Genomic DNA, 24119 nt, shown 5'->3' on the forward strand with positions numbered 1-24119 from the left:
GCCCCCACGGTCCACCGCTTTCGCGGGGGGGGGCGGACCGGAACGGAGGTTTTCATGGTCCGAATCGTGCAGATCCTCGTGCTGGCCGCGGCGCTGGCGCTGTCTCCGGCCGGCAGGCCGGCCGCGCAGCCGCATCCGGCCGAGCCGCGCAGCCTGACCGAAGGGGAACGCGCGATGCGAAACCTGGCGCTGGGCATCGCGGCGCTGGCTGCGCTGGGGCTTGTCCTGCAGGCCGCCGACGAGGACCGGAAAGAGAAACGCGAGGCCGATTCGCGCCGCCTGCCCCCCGCCTGCCTGACGGACTGGCCGGTGCGGAACGGCAGCGTGCGGCTTCATGACCCCGATTGCCTGGAGGCCCGCTTTGCCCGGGCGGGAGAGCTGCCGCTCGACTGTGCGGTGACGATCCGGTCACGCGGGCGATTCGTCTCGGGTTTCGATCCGGCCTGCCTGCGTGAAGCCGGATGGGAGACGCCGGCACGGGACTGACGAACTTCGGCCGAGGCACCCCCGCCGGGGCGGGGGGCCGGAGTCGAGCAGCGGAGCGGGCCCGACGCCCCAGTGGTCCGCGCCGGGACGGGGGGAGCCCTTCGGGGCTTCCCCCGGCTGGACTCTGTCCTCCGCGCCGGGGCAGATGGGCATCATGGCACCGGATTTCGAGAGGGAAGCCGCGCTCTGGGCCCGGGGGCTGCGGCGCGTGGCAGGCGTGGACGAGGCAGGGCGCGGTCCGCTGGCCGGACCGGTGGTCGCAGCGGCCGTGATCCTCGACCCCGCGCGCCTGCCCGAGGGAATCGACGACAGCAAGCGCCTGCCCGAAGCCCGGCGCGACCGTCTGGCCGCCGCGATCCGCGAGAGCGCCACCGTGGGGCTTGGCCTGGCGGAGGCCGAGGAGATCGACGCGCTGGGCATCGCCTCTGCCACCTTCCTGGCCATGCGTCGCGCGATCCTCGCCCTTCCCCTGGGGCCGGATCACGCCCTGATCGATGGGCCCTGGCTGCCCCCCGATCTGCCCTGTCCGGCGACACCGGTCGTGGGGGGGGATCGGCTGTCGCTTTCGGTCGCGGCTGCCTCGATTGTGGCAAAATCATGGCGCGACAAGAGGATGGTCGCACTCGCGCAACAGCATCCGGGCTATGGTTGGGAAACGAACCGGGGTTATGGATCGAAAAAGCCACATTGCGGCGCTGCGGCGGCTCGGTCCGACCCCATTCCATAGGCGCAGTTTTGCCCCCCTGCGCGAGATGTTGTGTCCAGAGGGATCGAACGGCGAGCCGTAACTTTTTGTTTTTGACGCCGACCGCCAGCCTTGGCACTGTTTCCCACGACCAGAGCGGGGCCAACCCGCCTGTCGAAGCAGAGCGGGACCACCCGCCGGCGAGCAGAGGCAGTGAATGGCAGGAACGGCAGTGGCGGGCACCCTTGACGGGGTGCTCGACAGCATCATCGCAGGCGACTGCATCGAGGTCATGCGGCGCCTTCCAGCGGCCAGCGTGGACCTTGTCTTCGCGGATCCGCCCTACAATCTTCAGCTGAAGGGCGAACTGCACCGCCCCGACAATTCCCGCGTCGAGGGGGTGACCGAGGCCTGGGACCGCTTTGCCGGTTTCGCCGACTATGACCGCTTCACCCGGGCCTGGCTCGCCGAGGTGCGGCGGATCCTCAAGCCCCATGGCGCAATCTGGGTCATCGGCAGCTATCACAACATCTTCCGGGTCGGCGCCGCGCTGCAGGATGCCGGATTCTGGATCCTCAACGACGTGATCTGGCGCAAGGCCAATCCGATGCCGAATTTCCGCGGCAAGCGGTTCACCAATGCCCATGAGACGCTCATCTGGGCCTCGCGCGAGGAAGGGGCCCGCTACACCTTCCACTACGAGGCGCTCAAGGCCCTCAATGACGGCGTGCAGATGCGGTCGGACTGGCTGCTGCCGATCTGCACGGGCCATGAACGGATCAAGGACGCGGATGGCCAGAAGGCCCACCCCACCCAGAAGCCCGAAGCCCTTCTGCACCGGGTGATCCTGGCGACCACCAACCCCGGCGATGTGGTGCTCGACCCCTTCTTCGGCACGGGCACGACAGGGGCCGTGGCGCGGATGCTGGGACGGCACTTCATCGGCATCGAGCGCGAACCCGCCTATCGCCGCATCGCCGAGGAGCGCATCGCCCGCGTGCGCCCCTTCGAGGCCGAATCGATCACGGTGCAGGGCAGCAAGCGGGCCGAACCGCGGGTGGCCTTCGGCACGCTCGTGGAACGTGGCCTTCTGCGCCCCGGCGAGGAGCTGTGGTCCCTGGGCGGACGCCACAAGGCCAAGGTGCGCGCCGACGGCACGCTGGTGGGGCGGGACGTGACGGGCTCGATCCATCAGGTCGGCGCGCATCTGGAAGGCGCGCCCTCCTGCAACGGCTGGACCTACTGGCATTTCCGGCGGGATGGCTGCCTCATCCCCATCGATGTCCTGCGCCAGCAGATCCGGGCGGAAATGGCCGCCACGCACTGATCTCACCGGATCGGCCCGCGCCGCCCCCCCCGGGGGGGAAGGGCGCCGGGCCCCCCTTCCGCCGGAGCCGGCGTGCGCCCTCATGCGCCCGGCTCCCACCTGGCCCCGCGCGACGGCTCGCTACCCGCGCGGGGCCCTTTTCCCTTCACAACCCCCGGCAGCATCAGGACCCCCGCGGCATCGGCAGGGCGCCGGTCCGGTAGGGAGTCCAGTCGGTCACCTCCGGGTAGAAGCGACGGCGCCAGGCGCGCACGCGCGGGTTCATCATGCGCCGCCACAGCGGCGGAACCAGCGCCACCGCCGCCATCAGCGGATAGCCGTAGGGCAGCTGGGGCGCCTCGTCCTCGTCATAGGTCTGAAGGAGGGGAAAGCGGCGGTCGGGCTTGTAGTGATGATCGGAATGCCGCTGGAGATTGATCAGGAACCAGTTGGAGGCGCGGTGCGCCGCGTTCCAGCTGTGGCGGGGCCGGACCGGTTCATAGCGCCCCTCGCCCAGATGCTTTCGCGTCAGGCCGTAATGTTCGATGTAGTTCGTCAGCTCCAGCTGCCAGATGGCGACGAAGGCCTGCAGCAGGAACAGCCCCAGTCCTTCCCACCCGCCCAGGGCCAGCGCCAGGGCCAGCGCCGCCGCCTGCAGGACGGCATAGCGCCAGAAGGGGTTCCGGCGCGACCAGACCGGCAGCCCCGCCCGCGCCAGAAGGGCCTTCTCCGCGCGCCAGGCCGACGGCGGACATTGCCGCAGCACCCGCAGGAAGAAGCGGTGGAACCCTTCATTGTAGCGGGCCGAGACGGGGTCGCGCGGGGTGCCGACATGGATGTGATGGACGCGCAGATGTTCGGACCGGAAATGGGAATAGAGCACCTGCGCCAGCAGCAGATCCGCGAGCCACCGTTCAAGCCGGGAGGACTGATGCATCAGTTCATGGGCATAGACGATGCCGACGGCCCCCGAGACGATCCCGATGCCGAAGAAGAGGGCGAGCTTCTCGCCCAGGCCGAGATGGGGCGCCTGGGGCACATACCAGACGAGGCCGAAGACGGTCAGCGCCTGCAGGGGCCACCAGATCAGGGTGACGAGGCGATACCAGAACAGATCCGAATCGGGTGTGGAGGGGTCGGCATTCGACGTGTCGAGGCCGATGACGAGATCGAGCAGATCGAACAGGAACCAGGTGAAGAGCGGCAGCAGGAACACGGTCCACCCCCCCCACCAGGCGCCCGCCCAGGCGAGGGGAAGAGTGAGCAGCGACATCCAGTAGGGCAGCGCACGCCAGAAACCGATGGGCGCGTGGCGGGGCGGGGGCGGAGCAGTGGCGGTCTCGGGCATGGGGGTCCCTTCTCCTGCGATCCTGGGGGAGGCGTGGCGGCGGCTCGCCACGGCGATTCTAAGGGGGCGGGGTGACCGCTCAACGGCGGCAGGGGGGCGGCAGGGTGGCGGCAGGGGGACAGCAGGAGGGCTGCATGACGGCGGATGGTCCGGCAGGGCAGGGGCCGGCCCGGATCCGTCTGCCGTCAGGACGGTCATGGCGCGCCGGCGCCATGGCGGCAGGGCTGTCCGGCGATGTGGGGCGGATGGTTCCGGGCGGTTCCTCCATGGCTGTTGCGGTGACGATGACGCCGTTCTGCCAGCAAGAGGTTCATGATCGGTAAGCGCAACGCGCGCTCCGCCCCCGATTCGCGCAACACCCCCCGGACCCCGCCGTGACGGCAGTTCCGTGCCGCGCCTTTCGGTCCCCCGGCCTCTCGGCCTCCGCGAAGGAGGGGGTGGAAGGCCCCCCTTGCGGAGAGCAGGCGGCCTTCCTCGCGGAAGGCCCCTGCGGGAGGAGCGGACCGGCGGCCGGCCCCCGTCACCGCCCTGCGAGCGGCTGTTATCGTCTGGCGCTCGGGTTCCGGGCAGGAGGGCGCTATATGATGCCGGACCTCAGACCGAAAGGACGGACCCCATGAGCCGCCCCATGACCCGACGCCACCTGATCGCTGCCTTGCCTGCCGTCGCGCTTGCCCCGGCGCTGTGGCCGGCCATGGCCCGGGCCCAGGCGATCCCCCTGGCGGAGATCGCCGCCTATCTCAACCGGTTGCAGACCGCGACAGGTGGCTTCACGCAGATCAATGCCGACGGCTCGATCTCGACCGGCACCATCTTCCTCAAGCGCCCTGGCCGCATCCGCTTCGAATATGACGACGGCTCGGCGCTGGTGGTGGCAGGGGGCGGACAGGTGGCCGTGTTCGACCGCCGCTCCAATCAGGGGCCCGAACGGTTCCCCCTGCGCGAGACGCCGCTGTCGATCATCCTGGCCGAGAGGGTGGACCTGTCGCAGGCGGGGATGGTGACGGGGCATGTCTCGGACGGGACGACCACCACCGTGACCATGCAGGATCCGCAGAATCCCGGTTATGGGTCGATCCGGCTGGTCTTCACGGGCAGTCCGGTGGAGCTGCGCCAATGGATCGTGACCGATCAGTCAGGCAGCGAGACGACGGTCGTGCTGCATGATCTGCAGACAGGGGTGCAGATCGGCGACCGTCCCTTCAACATCCAGGCCGAGATGGCCGCCTGGAACCGCTGAGACGCCGCCGGGACAGCGCCGGGACAGCGCGGGGACAGCGCGGGTACGGGCGTCGGCGGGGGGGGCTTCCCGCCCGCGGCCCCCCGCCCGCGGCCCCCCGTCCGCGGCGAGGCGTCCGCGGCGAGGCCGGGTCGGTCCGGCGGCGGGTCAGATCCGCCGGCAGCTGCGGAGCTGGGCGTCATACATCTGGGCGCGGGTCTTCAGATCCGCGGCCACGCGCAGCAGCCAGGCCTTTTCCTGATGGCTCTGCCGGCGGTAGCCGTTGCGCCCCTCGTGATAGGCCAGATACTGATTTTCCACGTCGTGGAGGGGGATGCCGAGTTCGCGCAGCGTCCCGTTCATGTACCAGCCCATGAAATCGGTGGCATCGAAGATGTCGTCGCGCCGTCCGCGGCCCTGCTGGGCCTCGTATTCGGCCCAGGTGCCGTCGAGCGCCTGGCTGTAGCCCATCGCCGAGGACTGACGGCCGATGGGAATCACGCCCAGGGCATACTGGTGAGGGGGGCGCGCATTGGGGACGAATTTGGATTCCTGGTAGATGATGGCCATCTGCACCGCGACGGGCACGCCCCAGCGCCGTTCGGTCTGCCGGAAGGCGCGCAGATAGCTGGGACGCTCGGCGAGGATGGCGCAGGCATTGTCGAGATTCCTCGGGGCAGGGCCCGAGCGTTCGCGCGGGGCGCAGCTCGAGGCCACCACGAGAAGCATCAGCGCCATGACGCGGAGTCGTCTGCTCATCTGCCCCTGATTCCGTTCCGGGGCGGCGCCCCCTGCGGTGCCTGTTCTTGAGGGCTACTGTAGCGCAGGGGGGCGGCGCGGGGAACCGGGAATCCGGCGGATCCGCCCCGAAGAGGGATGCCGACGTCGCCGATGCGCGACAGGCCGCCGGTTCCGCACCCGGGATCGGAGGCGAACGGATCGTTTCCTGGCCAAATCATGGCGAAGCATGGACTTTTTCGTGGCCGACAGGCCTAATGCACGGGAAAGGAGTGCAAGGGCCATGCTGACAGCCTTTACGAAATACCGCATCGGGCAGGTGGTGCGCCATCGCAAGCATGGCTTTCGCGGGGTGATCTTCGATGTGGATGCCTGTTTCTCGCAGGGCGAGGCCTGGTGGCAGTCCATCCCCGAGGACGCCCGACCCCGCCGCGATCAGCCTTTCTATCATCTGCTGGCCGTGAATGCGGAGGGCCCCTCCCTCGCCTATGTGTCCGAGCAGAACCTGGTCCCGGATGATTCGGGGCCGGTGGACCATCCGGATATCCCGGATCTTTTCGGAGCCTTCGAGGGGGGGCGCTACCGGCTCGAATTCCAGCTCAACTGACCGAGCCCGCCGGCAGGGACCCCGGCGCCGCCATCTGGGTGGGGGCATTCGCGTGCGGCGCCGGGGGAAGCCATGCAGCTACGCGGGGCAGACTGGCCGGACGGCACGGCAGCAGCACGGAGGATTTGCGGCAGGGGCAGGGCAGGGCAGGAACACTGCGTTGCCAGAAAGGAGACGGCGCGGGGGCAGGACGGGGCAGGGCCGCTGTTCCGCCTGCATGGCGCGCCTTCCCCCCGGCACCCCCTTGCGCGCGCCCCTCATCCGGGCTCTGCTGCCGTCATGCGCGCCGATTACGCCGAGCTCCGCTCCCGCATCCGGGCCCTGACCGAGGGCGAGGACGATCCCGTGGCCCTGATGGCCACCCTGGCCTGCGAGATCCACCATGCCGATGACCGCTTCGACTGGACCGGCTTCTACCGGGTCGTCGCACCGGGGCTGCTGAAGATCGGCCCCTATCAGGGCGGCCATGGCTGCCTGACCATCCCCTTCGCGCGCGGGGTCTGCGGCGCGGCAGCCCGGACCGGACAGGTGCAGATCGTCCCCGATGTCGAGGCCTTTCCCGGCCATATCGCCTGCTCCGCCTCCACCCGCAGCGAGATCGTGCTGCCGGTGCGCGACGGAACGGGGCAGCTGATCGCGGTGCTCGACATCGACAGCGACCGGCCGGCCGCCTTTGACGAGACCGATGCCGAGGGCCTGTCCGCCATCCTCTCCGACGTGTTCGGACGGCTGCGCAGGGATCCCGCGGAACCGGATTGACAGATCCGGCCGCCCGTGAAATTCATCCCATGAATTTTCATGGACGGCCATGGCATGGACAGCGGGTTCGGCGCCGATCTGCGTGCCCTGCGCCGCGCGAGGGGGCTCACCCTTCAGGCGCTGGCAGGGGCGGCCGGCCGCTCGGTCGGCTGGATGAGCCAGGTCGAACGCGGCCTGTCGCGCCCGAGCCTTGACGATCTGCGGCGGCTGGCCCGCGCGCTCGATGTGCCGCTGGCTGCCCTGATGCGCCCGGAAGGGCCCGAGGAGGAACGCGGCGTCGTGCTGCGTGCGGGGGCACGGCGGCCGATCGGGTCGCGGGCCGAAGGCCTGACCGAGGAGCTCCTGTCCCCCGATCTGTCGGATGCCTTCGAGGTCATCCGGTCGGCTTTGCCCCCGGGGCGCGCCTGCCCGACCCCGTGCAGCGCCCCACCCAGGAAGTCGGCTATGTCGAGAGCGGACGGCTGGACCTGACCGTCGCCGGGCGGCTCCACCGCCTGGGGCCCGGCGATTCCTTCCGCCTGCGGGGCGAGCCCTTCCAATGGGCCAATCCCCATCCCGAACCCTGCACGGTCATCTGGGTCATCGCCCCCCCGATCTACTGAGAGGTCCGCCCATGCATCCCCCTGCCCATGCCCGTGCCGTCATCATCGGTGGCGGTGTCGTCGGCTGTTCGGTCGCCTATCACCTGACAAGGCGCGGCTGGCGCGAGGTGGTGCTGCTCGAACGCAAGAGGCTGACTTCGGGCACCACCTGGCATGCCGCCGGGCTGATCGCCCAGCTGCGGGCGACGGCGAACCTCACCCGCCTCGCGAAATACAGCCAGGAGCTCTATGGCCGGCTCGAGGCGGAGACCGGGGTCGCCACGGGCTTTCGCCGTGTCGGATCGATCACCGTGGCGCTGACGGAGGAACGGCTCGAGGAGCTGCGGCGGCAGGCCGCCATGGCCCGCGCCTTCGGCGTGGAGATCGAGGAGATCACCCCGGCCGAGATCGGTGCCCGCTATCCCCATCTCCGTCTCGAGGGCGTGACCGGAGGGGTCTATCTGCCGAAGGACGGGCAGGGCGATCCCTCCGGCATCACCATGGCGCTGGCCCGAGGGGCGCGGAACGGGGGCGCCTCCCTTCACGAACAGGTCTGCGTCACCGGATTCCGCATGAACCGGGGGCGCATCGCCGCGGTGCGCTGGGAGGCCGGGGGCGAAACCGGCGAAACCGCCGCCGAGGTCGTCGTCAACTGTGCCGGCATGTGGGCCCGCGAGGTGGGCGCCTGGGCCGGCGCGGCCATTCCCCTGCAGGCCTGCGAGCATTTCTATGCCATCACCGAGCCGATCCCGGATCTGGGCTCCCTGCCGGTCCTGCGCGTGCCGGACGAATGCACCTATTACAAGGAGGATGCCGGCAAGCTGATGATCGGGGCCTTCGAGCCGCGCGCCAAACCCTGGGCGGTGGACGGCATCCCGCCCGATGCCGAATTCACCGAGCTGCCCCCCGATCTCGACCATTTCGAGCCGATCCTCGAGAAGGCGGTCCACCGCATCCCTCTCCTCCAGCGCGCGGGATTCCGCACCTTCTTCAACGGTCCCGAAAGCTTCACCCCCGACAATGCCTATCACCTCGGGCCCACGCCGGAATGTCCCAATCTGTGGGTGGCGGCAGGGTTCAACTCGGTCGGCATCCAGTCCGCCGGCGGGGCGGGCATGGCCCTGGCCGCCTGGATGGACGAGGGCGAGAAGCCCTTCGACCTGTCCGATGTGGACATCGCCCGCACCGAGCCCTTCCAGCGCAACCGCCGCTATCTGGCCGAGCGGGTGTCCGAGACGCTCGGCCTGCTTTATGCCGATCACTTCCCCTTCCGGCAGAAGGCCACGGCGCGGGGGGTGCGGCGATCGCCCTTTCACGCGCATCTGGCCGCGCGCGGCGCCGTCTTCGGCGAGCTGGCCGGATGGGAACGGGCCAACTGGTTCGCCGCGCCGGGGCAGACGCCCGAGGAGAGCCGCACCTGGGGCCGGGGGCCCTTCTTCGACAATGTGGGGCGCGAGCTGCGCGCCTTCCGCGAAGGGGTGGGCGTCTATGACATGTCCTCCTTCGGCAAGCTGCGCATCGAGGGGCCGGATGCCGAGCGCTTCCTCAACCGGGTGCTGGCTGCCGATGTCGCGGTGGCGCCCGGGCGCCTTGTCTATGCGCAGGCGCTCAATGCCCGGGGGGGGATCGAGGCGGATGTGACCGTGGCGCGTCTGCGCGAGGATCTGTTCCTGATCGTCACCGGGGCGGCGCGACGGCGCGCCGACGAGGCCCTGCTGCGCGCCGCCCTGCGCGAGGAGGAGCGCGTCGTGATCACCGATGCGACCGCCGCCGAAGGCTGTCTGGCCGTGATGGGCCCCCTCTCGCGCGCGCTGATGCAGCGCCTGACGGCGGAGGATGTCTCGGCCGCGGGGATGCCCTGGGGCACGGTGCGGGAGATCGAGTTCGGCCTCGGCCTCGCCCGGGTGCATCGCGTCTCCTATGTCGGAGAGCTGGGCTATGAGGTCTATGTGAGTGCGGACATGGCTGCCCATGCCATCGAGGCCCTGTTCGAGGCCGGAGATGAGGTGGGTCTCCGGCCCTGCGGGCTGTATGCCATGAACTGTGCCCGGCTGGAGAAGGGGTTCCGGCATATGGGGCACGACATCACCCCGGAGGATCACGTCCTCGAGGCCGGACTGGGCTTTGCCGTTGCCCTGGAAAAGGGGGAGTTCGTCGGCCGCGAGGCCGTGCTGCGCAAGCGCGAGGCAGGGCTGTCGCGCCGCCTGCTCCAGTTCCGGCTGCAGGATCCGGGCCCGCTTCTCTATCACAACGAGCCGATCCTGCGCGACGGGCGCATCGTCGGGCATCTGAGCTCCGGCGCCTACGGGCACTGGCTCGGTGCGGCCGTGGGCCTGGGCTATGTCCCCTGCGAGGGCGAGGAGATCGGCGCGCTGCTGGCCAGCGAATGGGCGATCGACGTGGCCGGGCAGAGGGTGGCCGCGGAGGCCTCGCTGCGGCCGTTCCACGACCCGTCGGGCGCGCGGATGCGGGCCTGAGCTTGCGCCGGAGGTTGCTCCATGCCGTCTCGCCCCACCGGGACGGGCAGGAGGAGCGATGCGCCCTGCCGCGTTCCGGGTCGGTCAGGCCGCAGCCAGGACCGGAGAGGGGGGACCGGTCGCAGCGGTCTGCTGGGGGGGCTCTGCCCCCCGCCGCTGTGCGGCTCCCCCCGGGATATTTGCAGTCGGATGAGAAGGCGTTAACGAATTCTTAACCTTTTCCTGTCAGGCTGATCCTGCGGTACAGGCTGGGAAGCCGATGACCGTGTCGGATGACGGCCCCTCCGGTCCTCGTGCCGGGGGGGCTGCGCCTTCATCCGACCGCAAATATCCCGGGTGGGTGAAGGCCGTAGGCCGAGGGAGGGCAGCGCCCTCCCTGGCGCCAGTGGACAGGCGCGCTGCCTTGCGGCAAGGGGCAGGGCATGGATCGCCGCCCAGCCCGATTCCCCTGTCTATGCCCCCCCGCAGGAGCCCCTGCGCATCCTGCATGACGATCACGAGATCGTCGTGGTGGACAAGCCGGCAGGCCTGCTCTCCGTCCCCGGAAGGGGAGAGCATCTTGCCGACTGTCTGATCGCCCGCCTGCAGGCGGTGTTCCCGACCGTGCGCCTTGTCCATCGGCTCGACCGCGACACTTCGGGCGTGATGGTCTTCGCTCTCACCCCGCTTGCCCAGCGGCATCTGGGCTGGCAGTTCGAGGAAAGGCGGGTGAAGAAGACCTACATCGCTCGGCTGTGGGGCGAGATGGCGGAACGCGAAGGCGTCGTGGACCTGCCGCTCAAGGTGGACTGGCCCAATCGGCCGCGGCAGATGGTAGCCCCGGACGGGCGCCCCGCGGTGACGCGATGGCGGGCCCTGCGCGCCGCCGGGGGAGAGACGCGGGTCCGCCTGTTCCCCGAGACGGGGCGTAGCCATCAGCTCCGGGTGCATATGGCCGCCATCGGACATCCCATCCTGGGCGACCCCTTCTATGCCGAAGGGGCGGCACGGGACTTTCCCCGCCTGATGCTCCATTCCGAGAGTCTGACCATCCGGCATCCGGATGGCGGCCGCAGCATGCGGTTCAGCGTTCCCGCGCCGTTCTGAGGGCCATCACAGCAGGCCGGCATGCTCCATTGCGGCGCGGATTGCCGCCCGGGTCGGCTCGGTCACGGGCAGGAGCGGCAGGCGCACCTCCTCGCGGCAATGACCAAGCAGCGACAGGGCATATTTCGCCCCGCACAGACCGGGTTCGCGGAAGATCGCCTCGTGCAGGGGCATCAGCCGGTCCTGATAGGCCAGCGCCCTGGCCCAATCCCCCGCAAGGGTTGCCGCCTGGAATTCCGCGCAGAGGCGGGGGGCGACATTCGCCGTCACCGAGATGCAGCCCCGCCCCCCACTGCGCGTTGAAGCCGAGCGCCGTCGCATCCTCGCCCGAGAGCTGGATGAAGTCCGTCCCGCAGGTGATGCGCTGCTTCGGCACGCGCGAGAGATCGCCGGTGGCGTCCTTGACGCCCACGATCATCGGATGGCGCGCCAGTTCCCCCATCGTCGCGGGCGTCATGTCCACGGCCGAACGGCCGGGGATGTTGTAGATGATGATCGGCAGACCGACCTCGGCCGCGGCGGTGAAATGCGCGATCAGACCCGCCTGCGTGGGCCGGTTGTAATAGGGCGTGACGACCAGCGCCGCATCCGCCCCCGCCGCCTTCGCCGCCTGGACCAGACGGACGCATTCGGCCGTGCTGTTGGATCCCGCCCCGGCGATCACCGGCACACGGCCCGCCGCCTGCCGCACCACCGTCGCCACCACCAGATCATGTTCCTCATGGCTGAGAGTCGGGCTCTCGCCGGTGGTGCCCACGGGGACGAGACCGTGGCTGCCTTCGGCGATCTGCCAGTCCACCAGAGCCTTCAGGGCCTCCAGATCCAGTCCGCCGTCGCGGAAGGGGGTGACGAGGGCAGTGATCGAGCCCTGGAACATCGTGCCGGTCCTCATGCCAAGGGGGTCTGCGGGGCCCTGCGGGACGCGGCCCGAGGGCCTGGTCCGCTGCGGCCCCGAAGCCGCAAGCGCCGGGACCCTAGACGGTTTTCCGCCGACTGCCAAGTTGGAGCAGGTTGTGGCTTGTCCCCGAGATCCCCATGCGTAGGCTTTGATCCCGAAGCCCTCCGCCCTCTCGCGATTCCCCCAGTCCGGCGGTCCTGCATGCCCCTGTCCCGATCCATCGTCCGCGGCCTTGCGGCTCTCCTCTTCATCATCCCCCTGCCGGGTGGGGCGGTCCGGGCGGAATCCGTTGCCGCCGTCGAGGTCCTGCGCGAGGCCGCGCGGCTGGCCGATCAGGGCCTCTGGGAGGCCGCGCGCGACCAGGCGCAGAAGGGCGGCGATCTGGTCGCGGACCTGATCGAATGGCGCCATCTGCGCGAATCCGAAGGGACGGCCGAATTCGCCGAATACGCTACCTTCATCGCCGCGCATCCCGACTGGCCGGGGCTCGACCGGCTGCGCGCCAATGGCGAGACGGCGATCCGCGAGGCTGCCCCCCCCGAAGCCGTGATCGCCTATTTCGGCCAGGCCCTGCCCCGGACCGGGCAGGGGGTCCATCGCCCTGGCCCGTGCCCTGACCGCCACGGGCCGCGGCGCAGACGCCGAGGCCATGCTGCGCGAGGTCTGGCTGCGCCAGCCGCTCAAGGAGGCGGAGCTGGCCGAAATGCTGGCCGTGCATGGCGATCTCCTCCGACCGCTGGCCGCCGCGCGGGCCGAGGCGATGCTGTGGCGCGGGCGGGCAGCCGATGCCGAGCCGATGCTCTCCCTTCTGCCGGACGAGCGCCGGGCCCTGCTGCGCGCGCGCATCGCGCTGATCCGCGGCCAGGAGCCCGACCTGTCGGCCATTCCCGCCGCCCTGCGCGACGATCCGGGCCTGGCCCATGACCGCTTCGCCCGCCTGGCCGCAGAAGGCCGCTACAGCGAGGCCCTGGCAATCCTGCAGGCCCGGACCGGCAGCGCGGCCGCCCTGGGAGAGCCCGATCGCTGGGCCGCCTGGCGGGCGCAGATCGCCCGCTGGCTCATGCGCGAGGGCCGCCATCAGGAGGCCTATGCCATCGCCGCCGCGCATCACCTGACAGAGCCGTCCGAGTCCCATGCCGATCTCGAATGGCTGGCCGGCTATCTCGCCCTGCGCTTTCTCGATGAGCCGGCGGGGGCGCTCGAGCATTTCCGGCGCTCCGAAGCGCTGGTTCGCGGGCCGATCTCGCTGGCGCGGGCGGCCTACTGGCAGGGGCGCGCCGAAGAGGCCCTGGGCCGGCCCGACGAGGCCGCGATCGCCTATGCGCGCGGCGCCCGGCATCAGACCGCCTTCTATGGTCTGCTCTCGGCCGAGAAGCTCGGCCTCCCGCTCGACCCGATCCTGACCGGGCAGGAGGATTTCGGCGACTGGCGGACCTCCGGGCGGCTGGCCGGCGACCTGCCGCGCGCCATGCTCCTGTTGCTGGCCGCCGGCGAAAGGGCGGATGCACGGCTCTTCGCGCTGGCGCTGGCACGCTCTCTCGACCGCGAGGGTGTGGGGCAGCTGGCCGCTCTTCTTGAGGAGATGCACGAATCCCACCTGGCCGTGCTGGTGGGCAAAGCCGCCGTGGAACAGGGCATCGTGGTCCCCGCAGCCTATTTCCCGCTCCATCCGATGGCCCGGGGCGACTGGCCGGTCGACACGGCGCTTGCCCTGTCGATCGCGCGGCGCGAATCGGAGTTCGATGCCGCGGCACGATCCCCCGTGGGGGCGCAGGGTCTGATGCAGCTCATGCCCGCCACGGCGCGCGAGGTGGCCGGCTGGCTCGGCCTGCCCTACAGCGCCGCGCGTCTGAACGAATGGGACTACAACGTCCGCTTGGGAACGCGCTATCTGCATCATCTGGAGGAGCAGTTCGGCACCTCGCCCGTGCTGATCGCGGCCGGTTACAATGCCGGGCCGGGCCGACCGCGCCAGTGGCTTGCCGAAAGGGGGGATTTCCGCGACGGCAGTGTCGATGTCGTGGACTGGATCGAGCATATCCCCTTCACCGAGACGCGCATCTATGTCATGCGCGTGGCCGAATCGATCCCTGTCTATCGCGCCCGCCTGACCGGCGAGACGGGGCCCGTGCAGTTCACCGCGCTGCTGCGGGGCGCCCCGCCGCTGATCCGGCCCGTGGCCCGGCCGGATCCGGCAGCCGCTGCGGCAACAGGGGCGGTCGAGCGGCTGTCCACCGCTTCGGTGCCCGAGGCCGTTGCCCAGGCGGTGGCTGCCGGGCCGGAGGTCGGATCCCAGGCGGAGGCCCCGGCCCGGCAGGTGGCCCCTCAGACCGTCGATCCGCTTCTGCGCCCCCTGAACCGGCCCGATCCGGATTGAGGCATCGCCCCGCGGGCGGGGGCCTTGCGCGCCCCCGCCCGGCTGGCAGGAACGGGACCATGGGCAAGGGCAACTGGGTTCTGGCAGTCGATGGGGGCGGAACCAAGACCGCCGCCGCGCTGGCTTCGCCCGATGCAGAGGTGATCCGCCTTCCCGATGGACCGGGTTGCAACCCCCAGGACGGGCCGTCCTGGGCGCCGGTGCTGGGCCGGGTGATCGACACTGCCTGCGGCCTCTCGGGCGGACTGGCGGGCGCGGTGCTGGGGCTGGCGGGACGGGGCGAGGTGGCCGCCCATGATGCGGCGGTCGATGCCCTGATCCGGGCGCGGCTGGGCACGGATCTGCCCGTGGAGACGGTCCATGACGGGATGCTGGCGCATCGGGGGGCCTTCGGCGGCGGAGAAGGCGTCCTGCTGATCGCGGGAACGGGATCGGTGGCGGTGGCACGGGGACCGTCGGGGTTTGCGCGCGCCGGGGGCTGGGGCGATGTGATCGGCGACGAGGGCAGCGCCTTCTGGATCGGGCGCGAGGCGCTGGCCCTCGCGGCCCGGGCGGCGGATGGACGGATGCCTCAAGCGGCCGGATTCGCCGGAGCCCTGCGCCGGGGGCTGGGGGTGCCGGCGGGTTCCTTCGGCCTGCTCGACTGGCTGCTGGGGCAGGGCCTCGGCCCGCGCGCGGCGGCGGCACAAGCCGCGCAGGTGGTGGATGCGCTGGCGGCCCAGGGCTGGCCGGAAGCGGCGGCCATCCTCGACCATGCGGGGGAGGAGCTGGCCCTCGCCGCCCGGGCGGCGGCGGCCCGAGCCGGCCTGGGCGAGGAATTCCCCTGGGTGGCGACGGGCGGCGCCTGGGCCTGTGCCCCTCTGCATGCGGCGGTGGTCAGGCGGCTCGGCCCGCCGGGGGCGGCGCGGCTCTCGGTGCTGGCCGGGGGGCTCGCATGGGCTGCCGAACTGGCGGGCTGGGCGCCGGGCCCGGACTGGACCGGCCGTGCGGAGGCCGGATTGCGTGCGGAGCCGGTCAGGTCGCCCGCAGCAGGGTGAGCCAGCTTCGTCCGTAGCGGCGGTGATCGAGCAGCATCAGCCCGGGCAGCGGCAGCATCGGCTGATCCTCTTCCCACAGGAGGAGGGCGCCGGGGGCGATCCAGCCCCCTGCCTGTGCCGCCGCGATGGCCTGCTGGCCGAGGCCGCGTCCATAGGGCGGATCGAGCAGGATCAGCCCGAAGGGCGGCCCGTCATGGGGTGGCAGGCGCGTCGCATCCTGCGCCAGAAGGCGGGCGCGATCCTGCATCCGCGCACGGGCGAGATTGTCGCGGATCAGCCGGCCGGCCACGCGGCCGTCATCGACCAGAACCGCCTCTGCCGCCCCGCGCGAGAGGGCCTCGATCGCCATCGCCCCGGTCCCGGCAAACAGATCGAGCACGCGCGCCCCGCTCAGCGGATCGCCGAAGCGTCCCCCCTGGAGAAGGGCGAAGGCCGCTTCGCGCACGCGATCCGGGGTGGGGCGCAGGCGCGCGGCCTCGTCCCCGGCGCCGGGATCGGCCAGGCGCAGACCGCGCAGGACTCCCCCGACGATCCTCACCCCTTGAGCAGGGCCTTCAGATCGGTCGCCGGATCGGCCAGAAGCGCGGGATCCGGGCTGCGCCCCGCCTCGATCAGGCGCTTGCCGATCATGTAGGCGCGGCTGTCATTCATCGCATCCACCGCGATCAGCCGCCCGTCGCGGAAATACCAGTGCGACAGCGGCGCATCCGGCCCCTCGCCCAGGCGGCGCGTCACGATCCGGTCATGCCCCTGGCCGAGGCCGGCGATCTGCAGCTTGCAGTCATACTGGTCGGACCAGAACCACGGCATCGGGCGATAGGGCTGTTCGGCGCCCATGATGTTGCGGGCGACCGTCTCGGCCTGGTCGATGGCATGGCCCACCGATTCGAGCCGCAGCCGTCCCCCTTCATGGGGGAAGGAGGCACAGTCGCCGGCCGCCCAGACATGGGGGACGGAGGTGCGGCCGTATTCGTCGGTGCGGATGCCGTTCTCGACCGCGATTCCGGCCGATTCGGCCAGCCGCGTGTCGGGCTGGATGCCGATCCCCACGAGCACCAGATCGACGGGGATCTCCTCACCCGTGGACAGGCGCGCGGCGGTCACGCGGCCGTCCTTGCCCAGCAGACGGTCGAGCCCGGTCCCCTCGCGGATGTCCACCCCATGCGCGCGGTGGAGGGCGCGGAACCAGTCGGCGGTCTCGGCCGAGGCCACGCGGTTGAGGATTCGCGGGGCCATCTCGATCAGCGTCACCTGCAGGCCCCGGCTGGCCGCCACTGCCGCCCCTTCGAGGCCGATATAGCCCCCCCCCACGACAAGAGCGCGGCGCCCCGGCCTCATCTGCGGGGCGAGGGCATCCGCATCGCGGATGTCGCGCATGGTGAAGACGCCCTCGAGATCCCCGCCGATGGCCGCCGGCAGGCGGCGCGGCACGGCGCCCGTGGCCAGCACCAGTTCGTCATAGGGGATCTCGGCCCCCGTCTCCAGCACGACGACCTGCCGTCCCGTGTCGATGGCCGCCGCCGGAGAGCCGAGGCGCAGGTCGATCCCTTGTTCGGCATAGAAGGATTCGGGACGCAGATAGAGCCGTTCCTGCGGCATCTCGCCCAGAAGATAGGCCTTGGAGAGGGGAGGGCGCTGATAGGGCGGGTGCGGCTCGGCACCGATCAGGGTGATGGGCCCGTCGAAACCGTCCGCCCGCAGCCGTGCCACAAGCGCAAGACCCGCCTGTCCCGCCCCGACCACGACGACATGCGTCATTGCCCCCTCCTCCCCCGCCGATCCGCTTGACGGCGCGCACCGTATCCGCTCGGGTCGCGCACGCAACCGGGAAGTTCACGGAGGGAAAGGGAATCGCCATGGTGAAGGTCGGCGACAGATTGCCGGAGGGGCGCGTCCTGCAGACGGGCGAGGGGGGTGCGCAATGGGTGTCCACGCGCGATCTGTTCGCCGGGCGCCGCGTCGTGCTGTTCGGTCTGCCGGGCGCCTATACCGGCGTCTGCACCACGGCGCATGTGCCCTCCTTCGTCCGCACCAAGCCCCGCTTCGAGGCCGCCGGCGTGGACGCCATCCTGTGCCTGGCGGCGAACGACCCCTATGTGCTCGAGGCCTGGGCGCGGGATACCGGCGCCACCGCGGCCGGGATCGGCATGCTGTCCGACCCCGCCGGGGACTGGATCGAGGCGCTGGGCGTCCTCTTCGATCTGCCTGAGCGCGGCTTCCTGCGGCGTTCGCGCCGCTTTGCCGCCTTGATCGAGGACGGCGTGGTGCGCATCTGGCACGAGGAGGAGAGCCCCGGCACCTGCGAGGCCACGGCCGGAGAGGCGATGCTGGCCGCCCTGGAGGCGCAGATGGCCTGAGGGCGTCTCAGCCGCGCCCCCGGGCGTGTTCGAGCTTGCACAGGCATTCGATCTGCTGCGTCTGATCGCGCTGGATCTCGGCCCCGCCGGCCAGCGCGTCGATCTTTGGCGCCATCTCGATGTCCAGACGCGAGAGGCCGTCGCAGGCATGGGTGGTCAGGCGCAGATCCACCACATTGTAGACATTGCGCCAGTCAGGATGGTGCCCCATCTTCTCGGCCAGCAGGGCGACGCGGCTCATGAAGCCCCAGGCTTCGGAGAAGCTGCGGAACTTCCAGATCTTGCGGATCGAATCGGTTTCGGGGTCGGCGCCCCATCCTGCCTCGCCCAGAGGGGGCAGGAGCGCGTCGCGTTCGGCCTGGGTCAGCTTTTCAACCATGGGATGCGTCCTCTCTGCGCCGGCATCTCGCCTGTCCCCCGGGCGGGGGCGGCGGCGATCCCGGATCCGGTTCCAATAGGCCATGAACCGGGGGGCGGATGGAAGCCTGTCGGCCGCGGGCGGTGGATCCTGTCAGTCCTGATCGGGCGCCGCGCCGGGGCGGGGGCCGCGGCGGAAGGGGCCGAACGCGGTCAGGATGGCGGTCTCTTCCGCCACGGCCTGGCGTTCGCGGATCAGGAAATCGGCGACGGCCGCGCGGAAACGGGGATCGGCGATCCAGTGGAGGGAATGGGTCTCCACCGGGCGGTAACCACGGGCGAGCTTGTGCTCTCCCTGGGCGCCTGCCTCGACGCGGGGCAGGCCGTGGGCCAGTGCCCAGTCGATGGCCTGATGATAGCAGAGCTCGAAATGCAGGAAGGGGATGTCCGCGGTGCAGCCCCAGTAGCGGCCGTAGAGCGCCTCGCGCCCGATCCAGTTGAGCGCACCGGCCACGGGGCGGCCGTCCTTCATCGCCAGGAACAGCAGCACGTCATCGACCAGCCTTTCGGCGGCCAGATCGAAGAAGCGGCGCGTGAGATAGGGCCGGCCCCATTTGCGGCGGCCCGTGTCCTGGTAGAAGCGCCACATCGCGTCCCAATGCGCCGCTTCGAGCGCGGGGCCCGTGAGGGCGAGGATCGCATCCACCCCGGCCTGCGCCGCGGCTCGTTCGCGCCGGATGGCCTTGCGCTTGCGCGAGGAGAGGGAATCGAGGAAGCCCGCGAAGTCGCCGAAGCCTTCGTCGAACCAGTGGAACTGGTGCGAGGCTCGGGAGAGCAGGCCCAGCGTCGTGCCTGTCTGCGCTTCGGCGGCGGTGCAGAAGGTGGCATGGAGCGAGGAGACACCGAGCTGACCGGCGGCCCGGAGGGCGGCGGAGATGAGCGCCTCCGGCGCCGTGCCGGGCGCGGCAAGAAAGCGCCGCCCTGTCACGGGGGTGAAGGGCACGGCGGCCTGAAGCTTCGGGTAGTAGCGTCCCCCGGCGCGTTCGAAGGCCTCGGCCCAGGCCCAGTCGAAGATGTATTCGCCCTGGCTGTGTGCCTTGGCATAGAGCGGCACGACGCCGATGAGGCGGCCGTCCTGCCGCAGGGCGAGATGGCAGGGCATCCATCCGGTGCCAGGGCCGACGCTGCCCGAATCCTCGAGCGCCAGCAGAAAGCGGTGCGTGGTGAAGGGATCGAGCGGGCGGCCCCCGTCCGCTGTCTCGGGCGCGGCGCAGGCGTCCCATTCCGCTGCCGGGATCTCCGTGATCGAGGAATGCAGCCTGGCGGAAAGGCTCACGCCCGGTAGCCCTCGAAGGTGACATTATCGGCGATCAGGCGGGCGAGACGCTCCTGCAGGGGCGAGCGGATCGTCCAGGTCAGGATGGCGGTCCCCTGTCGGCGCAGCTCGCGCAGGCGGGGACGGAGCAGGTCGCGCGCCTCGTGGCTGACGAAGCTGCTGCCCGTGCGGTCATGGTCCGGGATGTCGCGGAGGCGGTCGCAGATCGCCGGATCGAGCGGGGCCCAGTCTCGCGGATCATAGCGCGAGGTCGTCAGCCCCCGCGGGACATGGGGCAGGAGTTCCGCCATCCGGGCCACGGCATGGGGGTTGAAGGACATCACGGCGACGGGACCGTCATAGCCGTGCAGCGCCCGGGCGACGGCGTCCTCGAGCAGACCATCGGTCTCGTCCATGCGACCGGTCTGATCCTTGATCTCGATGAGCAGCGGAACGCGGCCGGCCACGGCGGCCAGCACGGCGGACAGGCTGGGAATGCCCTCGCCCGTTCCGCCCCGGAGCGGCAGCGCGGCAAGATCCGCGGCGGTCCGGGCGGCCACGCTGCCCTGCGCCTCGGTCAGGCGGGAGAGATCCTCGTCATGGAAGACGACGGCCGCGCCATCGGCGCTGGGCTGGACATCGATCTCGATGCCATAGCCGGCCTCGACCGCCGCGCGCACCGCGGAGAGCGAGTTCTCGGGCCGCCCTGGCCCCCACAGCGCGCGATGCGCGATGGGCCGGGCGAGAAAGGCGGGAGGCAGGGGGACGACGGGCGCACGCATCGCGGCCTCAGCGCAGCAGGAAGACGCCCTCTACCTCGACCGCAGCGCCGAGGGGCAGGGCGGCGACACCGACGGCCGAGCGGGCATGGCGCCCGGCATCGCCGAGCAGGGCGACCATCAGTTCGGAGGCGCCGTTGACGACCGCGGGATGATCGACGAAGTCGGGGGTGGAGGCGACAAAGCCCGTGAGCTTCACCACGCGCAGCAGCCGTCCCCAGTCGCCCTCGCAGGCGGCGCGAACCTGGGCCAGAAGCTGCAGCGCGCAGGAGCGGGCCGCCTCGGCCCCTGCGGGGGCATCCATGTCCTTCCCGAGCAGGCCCCTGAGGACCCCGCCCCCGGCGTCCCGCGCGATCTGGCCCGAGACATGCAGCAGATCCCCGGCCCGCACGAAAGGCACATAGGCCGCAAGCGGCGCGGCCGGTTCGGGCAGCGACAGGCCCATCTCCCTCAGGCGGTCCTCGATCGTCATGGCGCATTCCCCCCTCTTGTTGCGGGGCGGACGGTAGTGCGGCGCGGGCGAGGCGTCCAGACGCCCTCAGGCCTCGCGGAAGGCGCGGGAGAAGTAGTCGCTGAGGGGCTTGAGCAGGAAGGACAGGGGCGTGCGCTCGCCGGTGCTGATGAAGGCCTCGACCGGCATGCCGGGGATCAGGGCCATGCCGGGGGGCAGCCGGGCGGTCTCGCCCTCTGCGATCGCGATCTCGGCCCGGTAATAGCTGATGCGCGCGGCCTCGTCGGTGAAGGCATCGGCCGACAGGCGCAGCACGCGGCCCTCCAGCTCTGGCGTCTGGCGCTGATTGAAGGCGGGAAAGCGCAGCCGCACCGTCTGGCCGACGGCGACCTCGTCCACATGGATCGGTTCGACCTGGGCGGCGATGATCAGGGGGCGGTCCTGGGGGACGAGGTAGAGGATCGGCTCGGCCGGGCGGATGACCGAACGGGGGGCGAACACGGCCATGCCGTAGACGACGCCGGAGACCGGGGCGCGGATCTCGAGCCGGTCGAGCCGCAGGAGCAGGCCGCGCCGCCGTTCCGCCAGTTCGATGGCATCGAATTGCAGGTCCCTCAGGCGCGAGGACGCCTCCTCGCGGCGGGCGGACTGAAGGCGAAGACGTTCGATCTCGATTTCGGTGATGCGGCCGCGGGCCTGGGCGGCGGCGGCGACCAGTTCGCCCAGACGGCCTTCGAGGCTGGCCTGTTCGCGCTCGAGCTCGAGCACGCGGCCTGCCTGGGTCAGCCCCTGCTCGAGAAGACGCTGCTGATTCTCCAGCTCCCGCGCGATGAGCGAGAGCTGGGTGCGGATCGCGGCCTGCTGGGCCTCGATGCCGCGGATCTGGTCGGCGGTCTGCTCTGCCCGGCGGGCGAGCTGTTCATCCTGACGACGCGCGGTCTCCTGCCGCTGGCGGAACAGACGTTCGGATCCGGCCATCAGCTCGGCCGCGACGGGATTGTCCGATCCGGTCAGCATCGGATCGAAGCTGAGGCTGTCGAGGCCGGCCTCTTCGGCCTCGAAGCGGGCCGCGCGGGCAAGCACCTCGAGGAGCTGGCCCTCGACCGCGGCCAGTTCGGTCTCGAGCGCCTCGGCATCGAGGCGGATCAGCAGATCGCCGGCCTCGACGCGGTCGCCTTCCTTGACGAGGATCTCGGCCACGATGCCGCCATCGGGATGCTGGACGACCTGCCGGTTCTGCGCGACCTCGATGCGGCCCGGGGCGACGACGGCGCCCATCAGCTCGGTCTCCACGGCCCAGACCCCGAAGCCGCCGACCAGGATCCCCAGACAGGCGAAGCCGAGCAGCAGCGGCCCCCGCGCCGACCAGCGGGAGGCGGCCGAGGCGCCGCCGGCGGAAGAGGGCGGGGGGGGGAGGGAGCGGCTCATGCGACGCCACCGGCCGGACCGGCCTGGATGATCTGGCGATGGTTCTGGACGATCTCGCGCAGCACATCCTCCTTGGGGCCGAAGGCGCGGCGGGTGCCGTTCTCGAGCATCAGCAGCAGGTCGCATTCCGCGATGGCCGCCGGGCGGTGGGCCATGATGAGGACGGCGGCCCCCCGTTCCTTCAGCCCCCGGATCGCCGCGTTGACGGCCATCGAACCGTCATTGTCGAGATTGGAGTTCGGCTCGTCGAGCACCACCAGGACAGGATCGCCATAGAGGGCGCGGGCCAGACCGATGCGCTGGATCTGTCCGCCCGAAAGGCGACCCCCGCTGCTGTCCACGCGGGTGTCATAGCCTTCCGGCAGGCGCAGGATCATCTCATGGGCGGCCGCCGCCTGGGCCGCGCGGACCACCGCCGCGTCGTCCGGCACGGGGGAGAGGCGGGCGATGTTTTCCTTGATGGTGCCCTCGAACAGGGTCACGCGCTGGGGCAGATAGCCGATATGGCGGCCGAGGGTGTCGGGATCGTACTGGTCGAGCGCGGCCCCGTCGAGGCGGATCTTGCCCGCAGCCGGCCGCCAGGCCCCGGTGATGGCCCGCGCCAGCGTGGACTTTCCCGCCCCCGAGACGCCGATGACGCCGACCGCCTGACCCGGCTCTACCCGGAAGCTGACCATGCGCAGCGTCGCCTGGCTTTCGCCGGGGGGGACGACCGTGACCTGCTCGACCTCCAGCCGGCCGCGCGGACGGGGCAGATGGGTGCGCAGCGGCTCTTCCGGCACCTCGCCGAGCAGCGTGGCGAGATTGGCCCAGGCCTCGCGTCCGCGGGCAAGGACGGCCCACTGCCCGACGATCGTCTCGATCGGGGCCAGGGCCCGGCCGAGCAGGATCGACCCCGCGATCATCGCCCCTGCGGTCATCTCGCCCCGCAGGACGATATAGGCGCCCAGACCCAGCATCGCCGACTGCAGGAACAGCCGCACGGCCTTGATGATGGCCGAATAGGCACCACCGGCGTCCTGTGCCGCGATCGCCGTTTCCAGGGCACGCTCGCGTTCCCGGTTCCAGCGGGCAAAGGCGGCCTCGCGCATGCCGAGGGCCTGGATCGTCTCGCCTTCGGTGCGGATCCGGCTGGCGGTCTGATCGGCGGCAAAGGCCGAGCGCGCGGCCATCTCGAGCGGGCGGCGGGTGGCCGCCTGGTTCAGCAGGGCCAGCGCCAGCAGCAGCGCCGCCCCCCCGAGAGCGAGATGCCCCATCCAGGGATGGAACAGGAAGATGCCCGCGAAGAACAGCGGCGCGAAGGGCAGGTCGAAGAGCGCCATCAGTGCTGGCGAGGTGATCGCGCGCTGCACCGCCTCCAGATCGCGCAGGGCGGTCGGCGCCTCGCGCTGGGCGCGGGCAAGGCCGGGGGCGCGCAGGCTTGCGGAGAAGACGCGCCGGTCCAGCCGGGCCTGGAAGGCCGCCCCGACCCGCTGCATGATCCGCCCGCGGACGAGATCGAGCAGACCCATGCAGGCATAGAGAAAGATCACCAGCCCCGACAGCGCGACCAGCGTCGCCACCGACCGTGAGCCCAGCACGCGGTCATAGACATTGAGCATGTAGAGGGGGCCGGTCAGCATCAGCAGGTTGACAGCCAGACTGAACAGGCCCACCGCCCAGTAGAGACCCCGGCTTTCGTCCCGGGCGGCCCGGAGTTCCGCCAGGCCGCGGGCCTGCGGGCTGCCTCCGGCTGTCCCTTCCGTCCGCGCCATCGCGTTTGCGCCCTTTCGCCGCCCGGCCCCCCCGATCCGTTCCGGGGGTTTCTGCGCCCCGTCTCCCGCGGCTA

20 protein-coding genes and 3 pseudogenes are annotated in these 24119 nt (G+C 71.0%); 12 read left to right on the top strand and 11 right to left on the bottom strand.

Annotation, left to right across the window (positions count from 1 at the left end; translation table 11 throughout):
* The first annotated feature begins 54 nt into the window (after positions 1-54).
* The 3 genes and pseudogenes from RUTHE_RS08435 to RUTHE_RS08445 all read left to right on the top strand — a co-directional run bounded on the left by RUTHE_RS08435 (position 55) and on the right by RUTHE_RS08445 (position 2498).
* Positions 55-486, top strand: a complete 432-nt coding sequence (locus tag RUTHE_RS08435) for a hypothetical protein (RefSeq protein WP_021097954.1) — start codon at positions 55-57, stop codon at positions 484-486.
* Between the two features lie 145 nt (positions 487-631).
* A pseudogene (locus RUTHE_RS08440) lies at positions 632-1274 on the top strand (ribonuclease HII).
* Positions 1275-1388: 114 nt separating this feature from the next.
* Positions 1389-2498, top strand: a complete 1110-nt coding sequence (locus RUTHE_RS08445; RefSeq protein WP_021097956.1) for a site-specific DNA-methyltransferase — start codon at positions 1389-1391, stop codon at positions 2496-2498.
* A gap of 163 nt (positions 2499-2661) precedes the next feature.
* Here RUTHE_RS08445 and RUTHE_RS08450 read toward each other — a convergent pair whose 3' ends face one another.
* The gene (locus tag RUTHE_RS08450; protein WP_021097957.1) at positions 2662-3825 is read right to left on the bottom strand and encodes an alkane 1-monooxygenase; all 1164 of its coding nucleotides are present in this window, start codon (positions 3823-3825) and stop codon (positions 2662-2664) included.
* A gap of 628 nt (positions 3826-4453) precedes the next feature.
* On the opposite strand from RUTHE_RS08450, the gene RUTHE_RS08460 reads away from it, so the two are divergent.
* Positions 4454-5065, top strand: coding sequence for a LolA family protein (locus RUTHE_RS08460; protein ID WP_040645595.1), 612 nt, complete (start codon positions 4454-4456; stop codon positions 5063-5065).
* A 147-nt stretch (positions 5066-5212) separates the two neighbouring features.
* Here RUTHE_RS08460 and RUTHE_RS08465 read toward each other — a convergent pair whose 3' ends face one another.
* Positions 5213-5803, bottom strand: a complete 591-nt coding sequence (locus tag RUTHE_RS08465; protein WP_021097959.1) for a transglycosylase SLT domain-containing protein — start codon at positions 5801-5803, stop codon at positions 5213-5215.
* Positions 5804-6065: 262 nt separating this feature from the next.
* Between RUTHE_RS08465 and hspQ the strand changes: the two genes are divergently transcribed.
* The 5 genes and pseudogenes from hspQ (at position 6066) to RUTHE_RS08490 (ending at position 11292) form a co-directional block, all read left to right on the top strand.
* Positions 6066-6389 carry a heat shock protein HspQ gene (gene hspQ / locus RUTHE_RS08470; RefSeq protein ID WP_021097960.1) on the top strand — a complete coding sequence of 108 codons (324 nt, stop codon included), beginning with the start codon at positions 6066-6068 and terminating at the stop codon, positions 6387-6389.
* A 279-nt stretch (positions 6390-6668) separates the two neighbouring features.
* A complete protein-coding gene (locus RUTHE_RS08475) occupies positions 6669-7148 on the top strand; it encodes a GAF domain-containing protein (RefSeq protein ID WP_021097961.1) in 480 nt (159 codons plus the stop codon).
* Between the two features lie 39 nt (positions 7149-7187).
* Positions 7188-7750: pseudogene (locus RUTHE_RS08480) on the top strand (helix-turn-helix domain-containing protein).
* A gap of 11 nt (positions 7751-7761) precedes the next feature.
* Positions 7762-10206 (top strand): GcvT family protein, encoded by a 2445-nt coding sequence (locus tag RUTHE_RS08485; protein ID WP_021097964.1) that lies wholly within the window; start codon positions 7762-7764, stop codon positions 10204-10206.
* Between the two features lie 426 nt (positions 10207-10632).
* Positions 10633-11292: an RluA family pseudouridine synthase gene (locus RUTHE_RS08490; protein WP_040645596.1), complete on the top strand. Its 660-nt coding sequence runs from the start codon at positions 10633-10635 to the stop codon at positions 11290-11292.
* 6 nt (positions 11293-11298) lie between these two features.
* On the opposite strand, the pseudogene dapA reads toward RUTHE_RS08490, so the two are convergent.
* Positions 11299-12169: pseudogene (gene dapA, locus RUTHE_RS08495) on the bottom strand (4-hydroxy-tetrahydrodipicolinate synthase).
* Between the two features lie 670 nt (positions 12170-12839).
* Between dapA and RUTHE_RS08500 the strand changes: the two are divergent.
* Positions 12840-14567 carry a lytic transglycosylase domain-containing protein gene (locus RUTHE_RS08500; RefSeq protein ID WP_021097967.1) on the top strand — a complete coding sequence of 576 codons (1728 nt, stop codon included), beginning with the start codon at positions 12840-12842 and terminating at the stop codon, positions 14565-14567.
* Positions 14568-14626: 59 nt separating this feature from the next.
* Positions 14627-15604 (top strand): BadF/BadG/BcrA/BcrD ATPase family protein, encoded by a 978-nt coding sequence (locus RUTHE_RS15440; RefSeq protein WP_021097968.1) that lies wholly within the window; start codon positions 14627-14629, stop codon positions 15602-15604.
* Here the strand turns inward: RUTHE_RS15440 and RUTHE_RS08510 are convergent.
* Together RUTHE_RS08510 and RUTHE_RS08515 are read right to left on the bottom strand one after the other, a co-directional pair.
* Positions 15582-16142, bottom strand: a complete 561-nt coding sequence (locus RUTHE_RS08510; protein ID WP_021097969.1) for an RsmD family RNA methyltransferase — start codon at positions 16140-16142, stop codon at positions 15582-15584. The genes RUTHE_RS15440 and RUTHE_RS08510 overlap by 23 nt on opposite strands.
* The gene (locus tag RUTHE_RS08515; protein WP_021097970.1) at positions 16139-17362 is read right to left on the bottom strand and encodes an NAD(P)/FAD-dependent oxidoreductase; all 1224 of its coding nucleotides are present in this window, start codon (positions 17360-17362) and stop codon (positions 16139-16141) included. Before RUTHE_RS08515 ends, RUTHE_RS08510 begins: the two co-directional genes overlap by 4 nt.
* A gap of 98 nt (positions 17363-17460) precedes the next feature.
* Here RUTHE_RS08515 and RUTHE_RS08520 point away from each other — a divergent pair, with 98 nt between their 5' ends.
* On the top strand, positions 17461-17961 hold the full coding sequence (locus tag RUTHE_RS08520) for a peroxiredoxin (protein WP_021097971.1): 501 nt from the start codon (positions 17461-17463) through the stop codon (positions 17959-17961).
* Between the two features lie 7 nt (positions 17962-17968).
* On the opposite strand, the gene RUTHE_RS08525 is transcribed toward RUTHE_RS08520, so the two are convergent.
* From RUTHE_RS08525 to RUTHE_RS08550, 6 genes are all read right to left on the bottom strand, one after another.
* Positions 17969-18340 carry a 4a-hydroxytetrahydrobiopterin dehydratase gene (locus tag RUTHE_RS08525; RefSeq protein ID WP_021097972.1) on the bottom strand — a complete coding sequence of 124 codons (372 nt, stop codon included), beginning with the start codon at positions 18338-18340 and terminating at the stop codon, positions 17969-17971.
* Positions 18341-18472: 132 nt separating this feature from the next.
* On the bottom strand, positions 18473-19654 hold the full coding sequence (locus RUTHE_RS08530) for a GNAT family N-acetyltransferase (protein ID WP_021097973.1): 1182 nt from the start codon (positions 19652-19654) through the stop codon (positions 18473-18475).
* Positions 19651-20415: a glycerophosphodiester phosphodiesterase family protein gene (locus tag RUTHE_RS08535; protein ID WP_021097974.1), complete on the bottom strand. Its 765-nt coding sequence runs from the start codon at positions 20413-20415 to the stop codon at positions 19651-19653. The genes RUTHE_RS08530 and RUTHE_RS08535 overlap by 4 nt, the downstream gene beginning before the upstream one ends.
* Positions 20416-20422: 7 nt before the next feature.
* Positions 20423-20884, bottom strand: coding sequence for a RidA family protein (locus RUTHE_RS08540; protein ID WP_021097975.1), 462 nt, complete (start codon positions 20882-20884; stop codon positions 20423-20425).
* Between the two features lie 66 nt (positions 20885-20950).
* The gene (locus RUTHE_RS08545; protein ID WP_021097976.1) at positions 20951-22291 is read right to left on the bottom strand and encodes an HlyD family type I secretion periplasmic adaptor subunit; all 1341 of its coding nucleotides are present in this window, start codon (positions 22289-22291) and stop codon (positions 20951-20953) included.
* A complete protein-coding gene (locus RUTHE_RS08550) occupies positions 22288-24045 on the bottom strand; it encodes a type I secretion system permease/ATPase (protein ID WP_021097977.1) in 1758 nt (585 codons plus the stop codon). The genes RUTHE_RS08545 and RUTHE_RS08550 overlap by 4 nt, the downstream gene beginning before the upstream one ends.
* Positions 24046-24119: the final 74 nt, after the last annotated feature.

This window comes from Rubellimicrobium thermophilum DSM 16684 (genome assembly GCF_000442315.1).
Taxonomy (GTDB): Bacteria; Pseudomonadota; Alphaproteobacteria; order Rhodobacterales; family Rhodobacteraceae; genus Rubellimicrobium; species Rubellimicrobium thermophilum.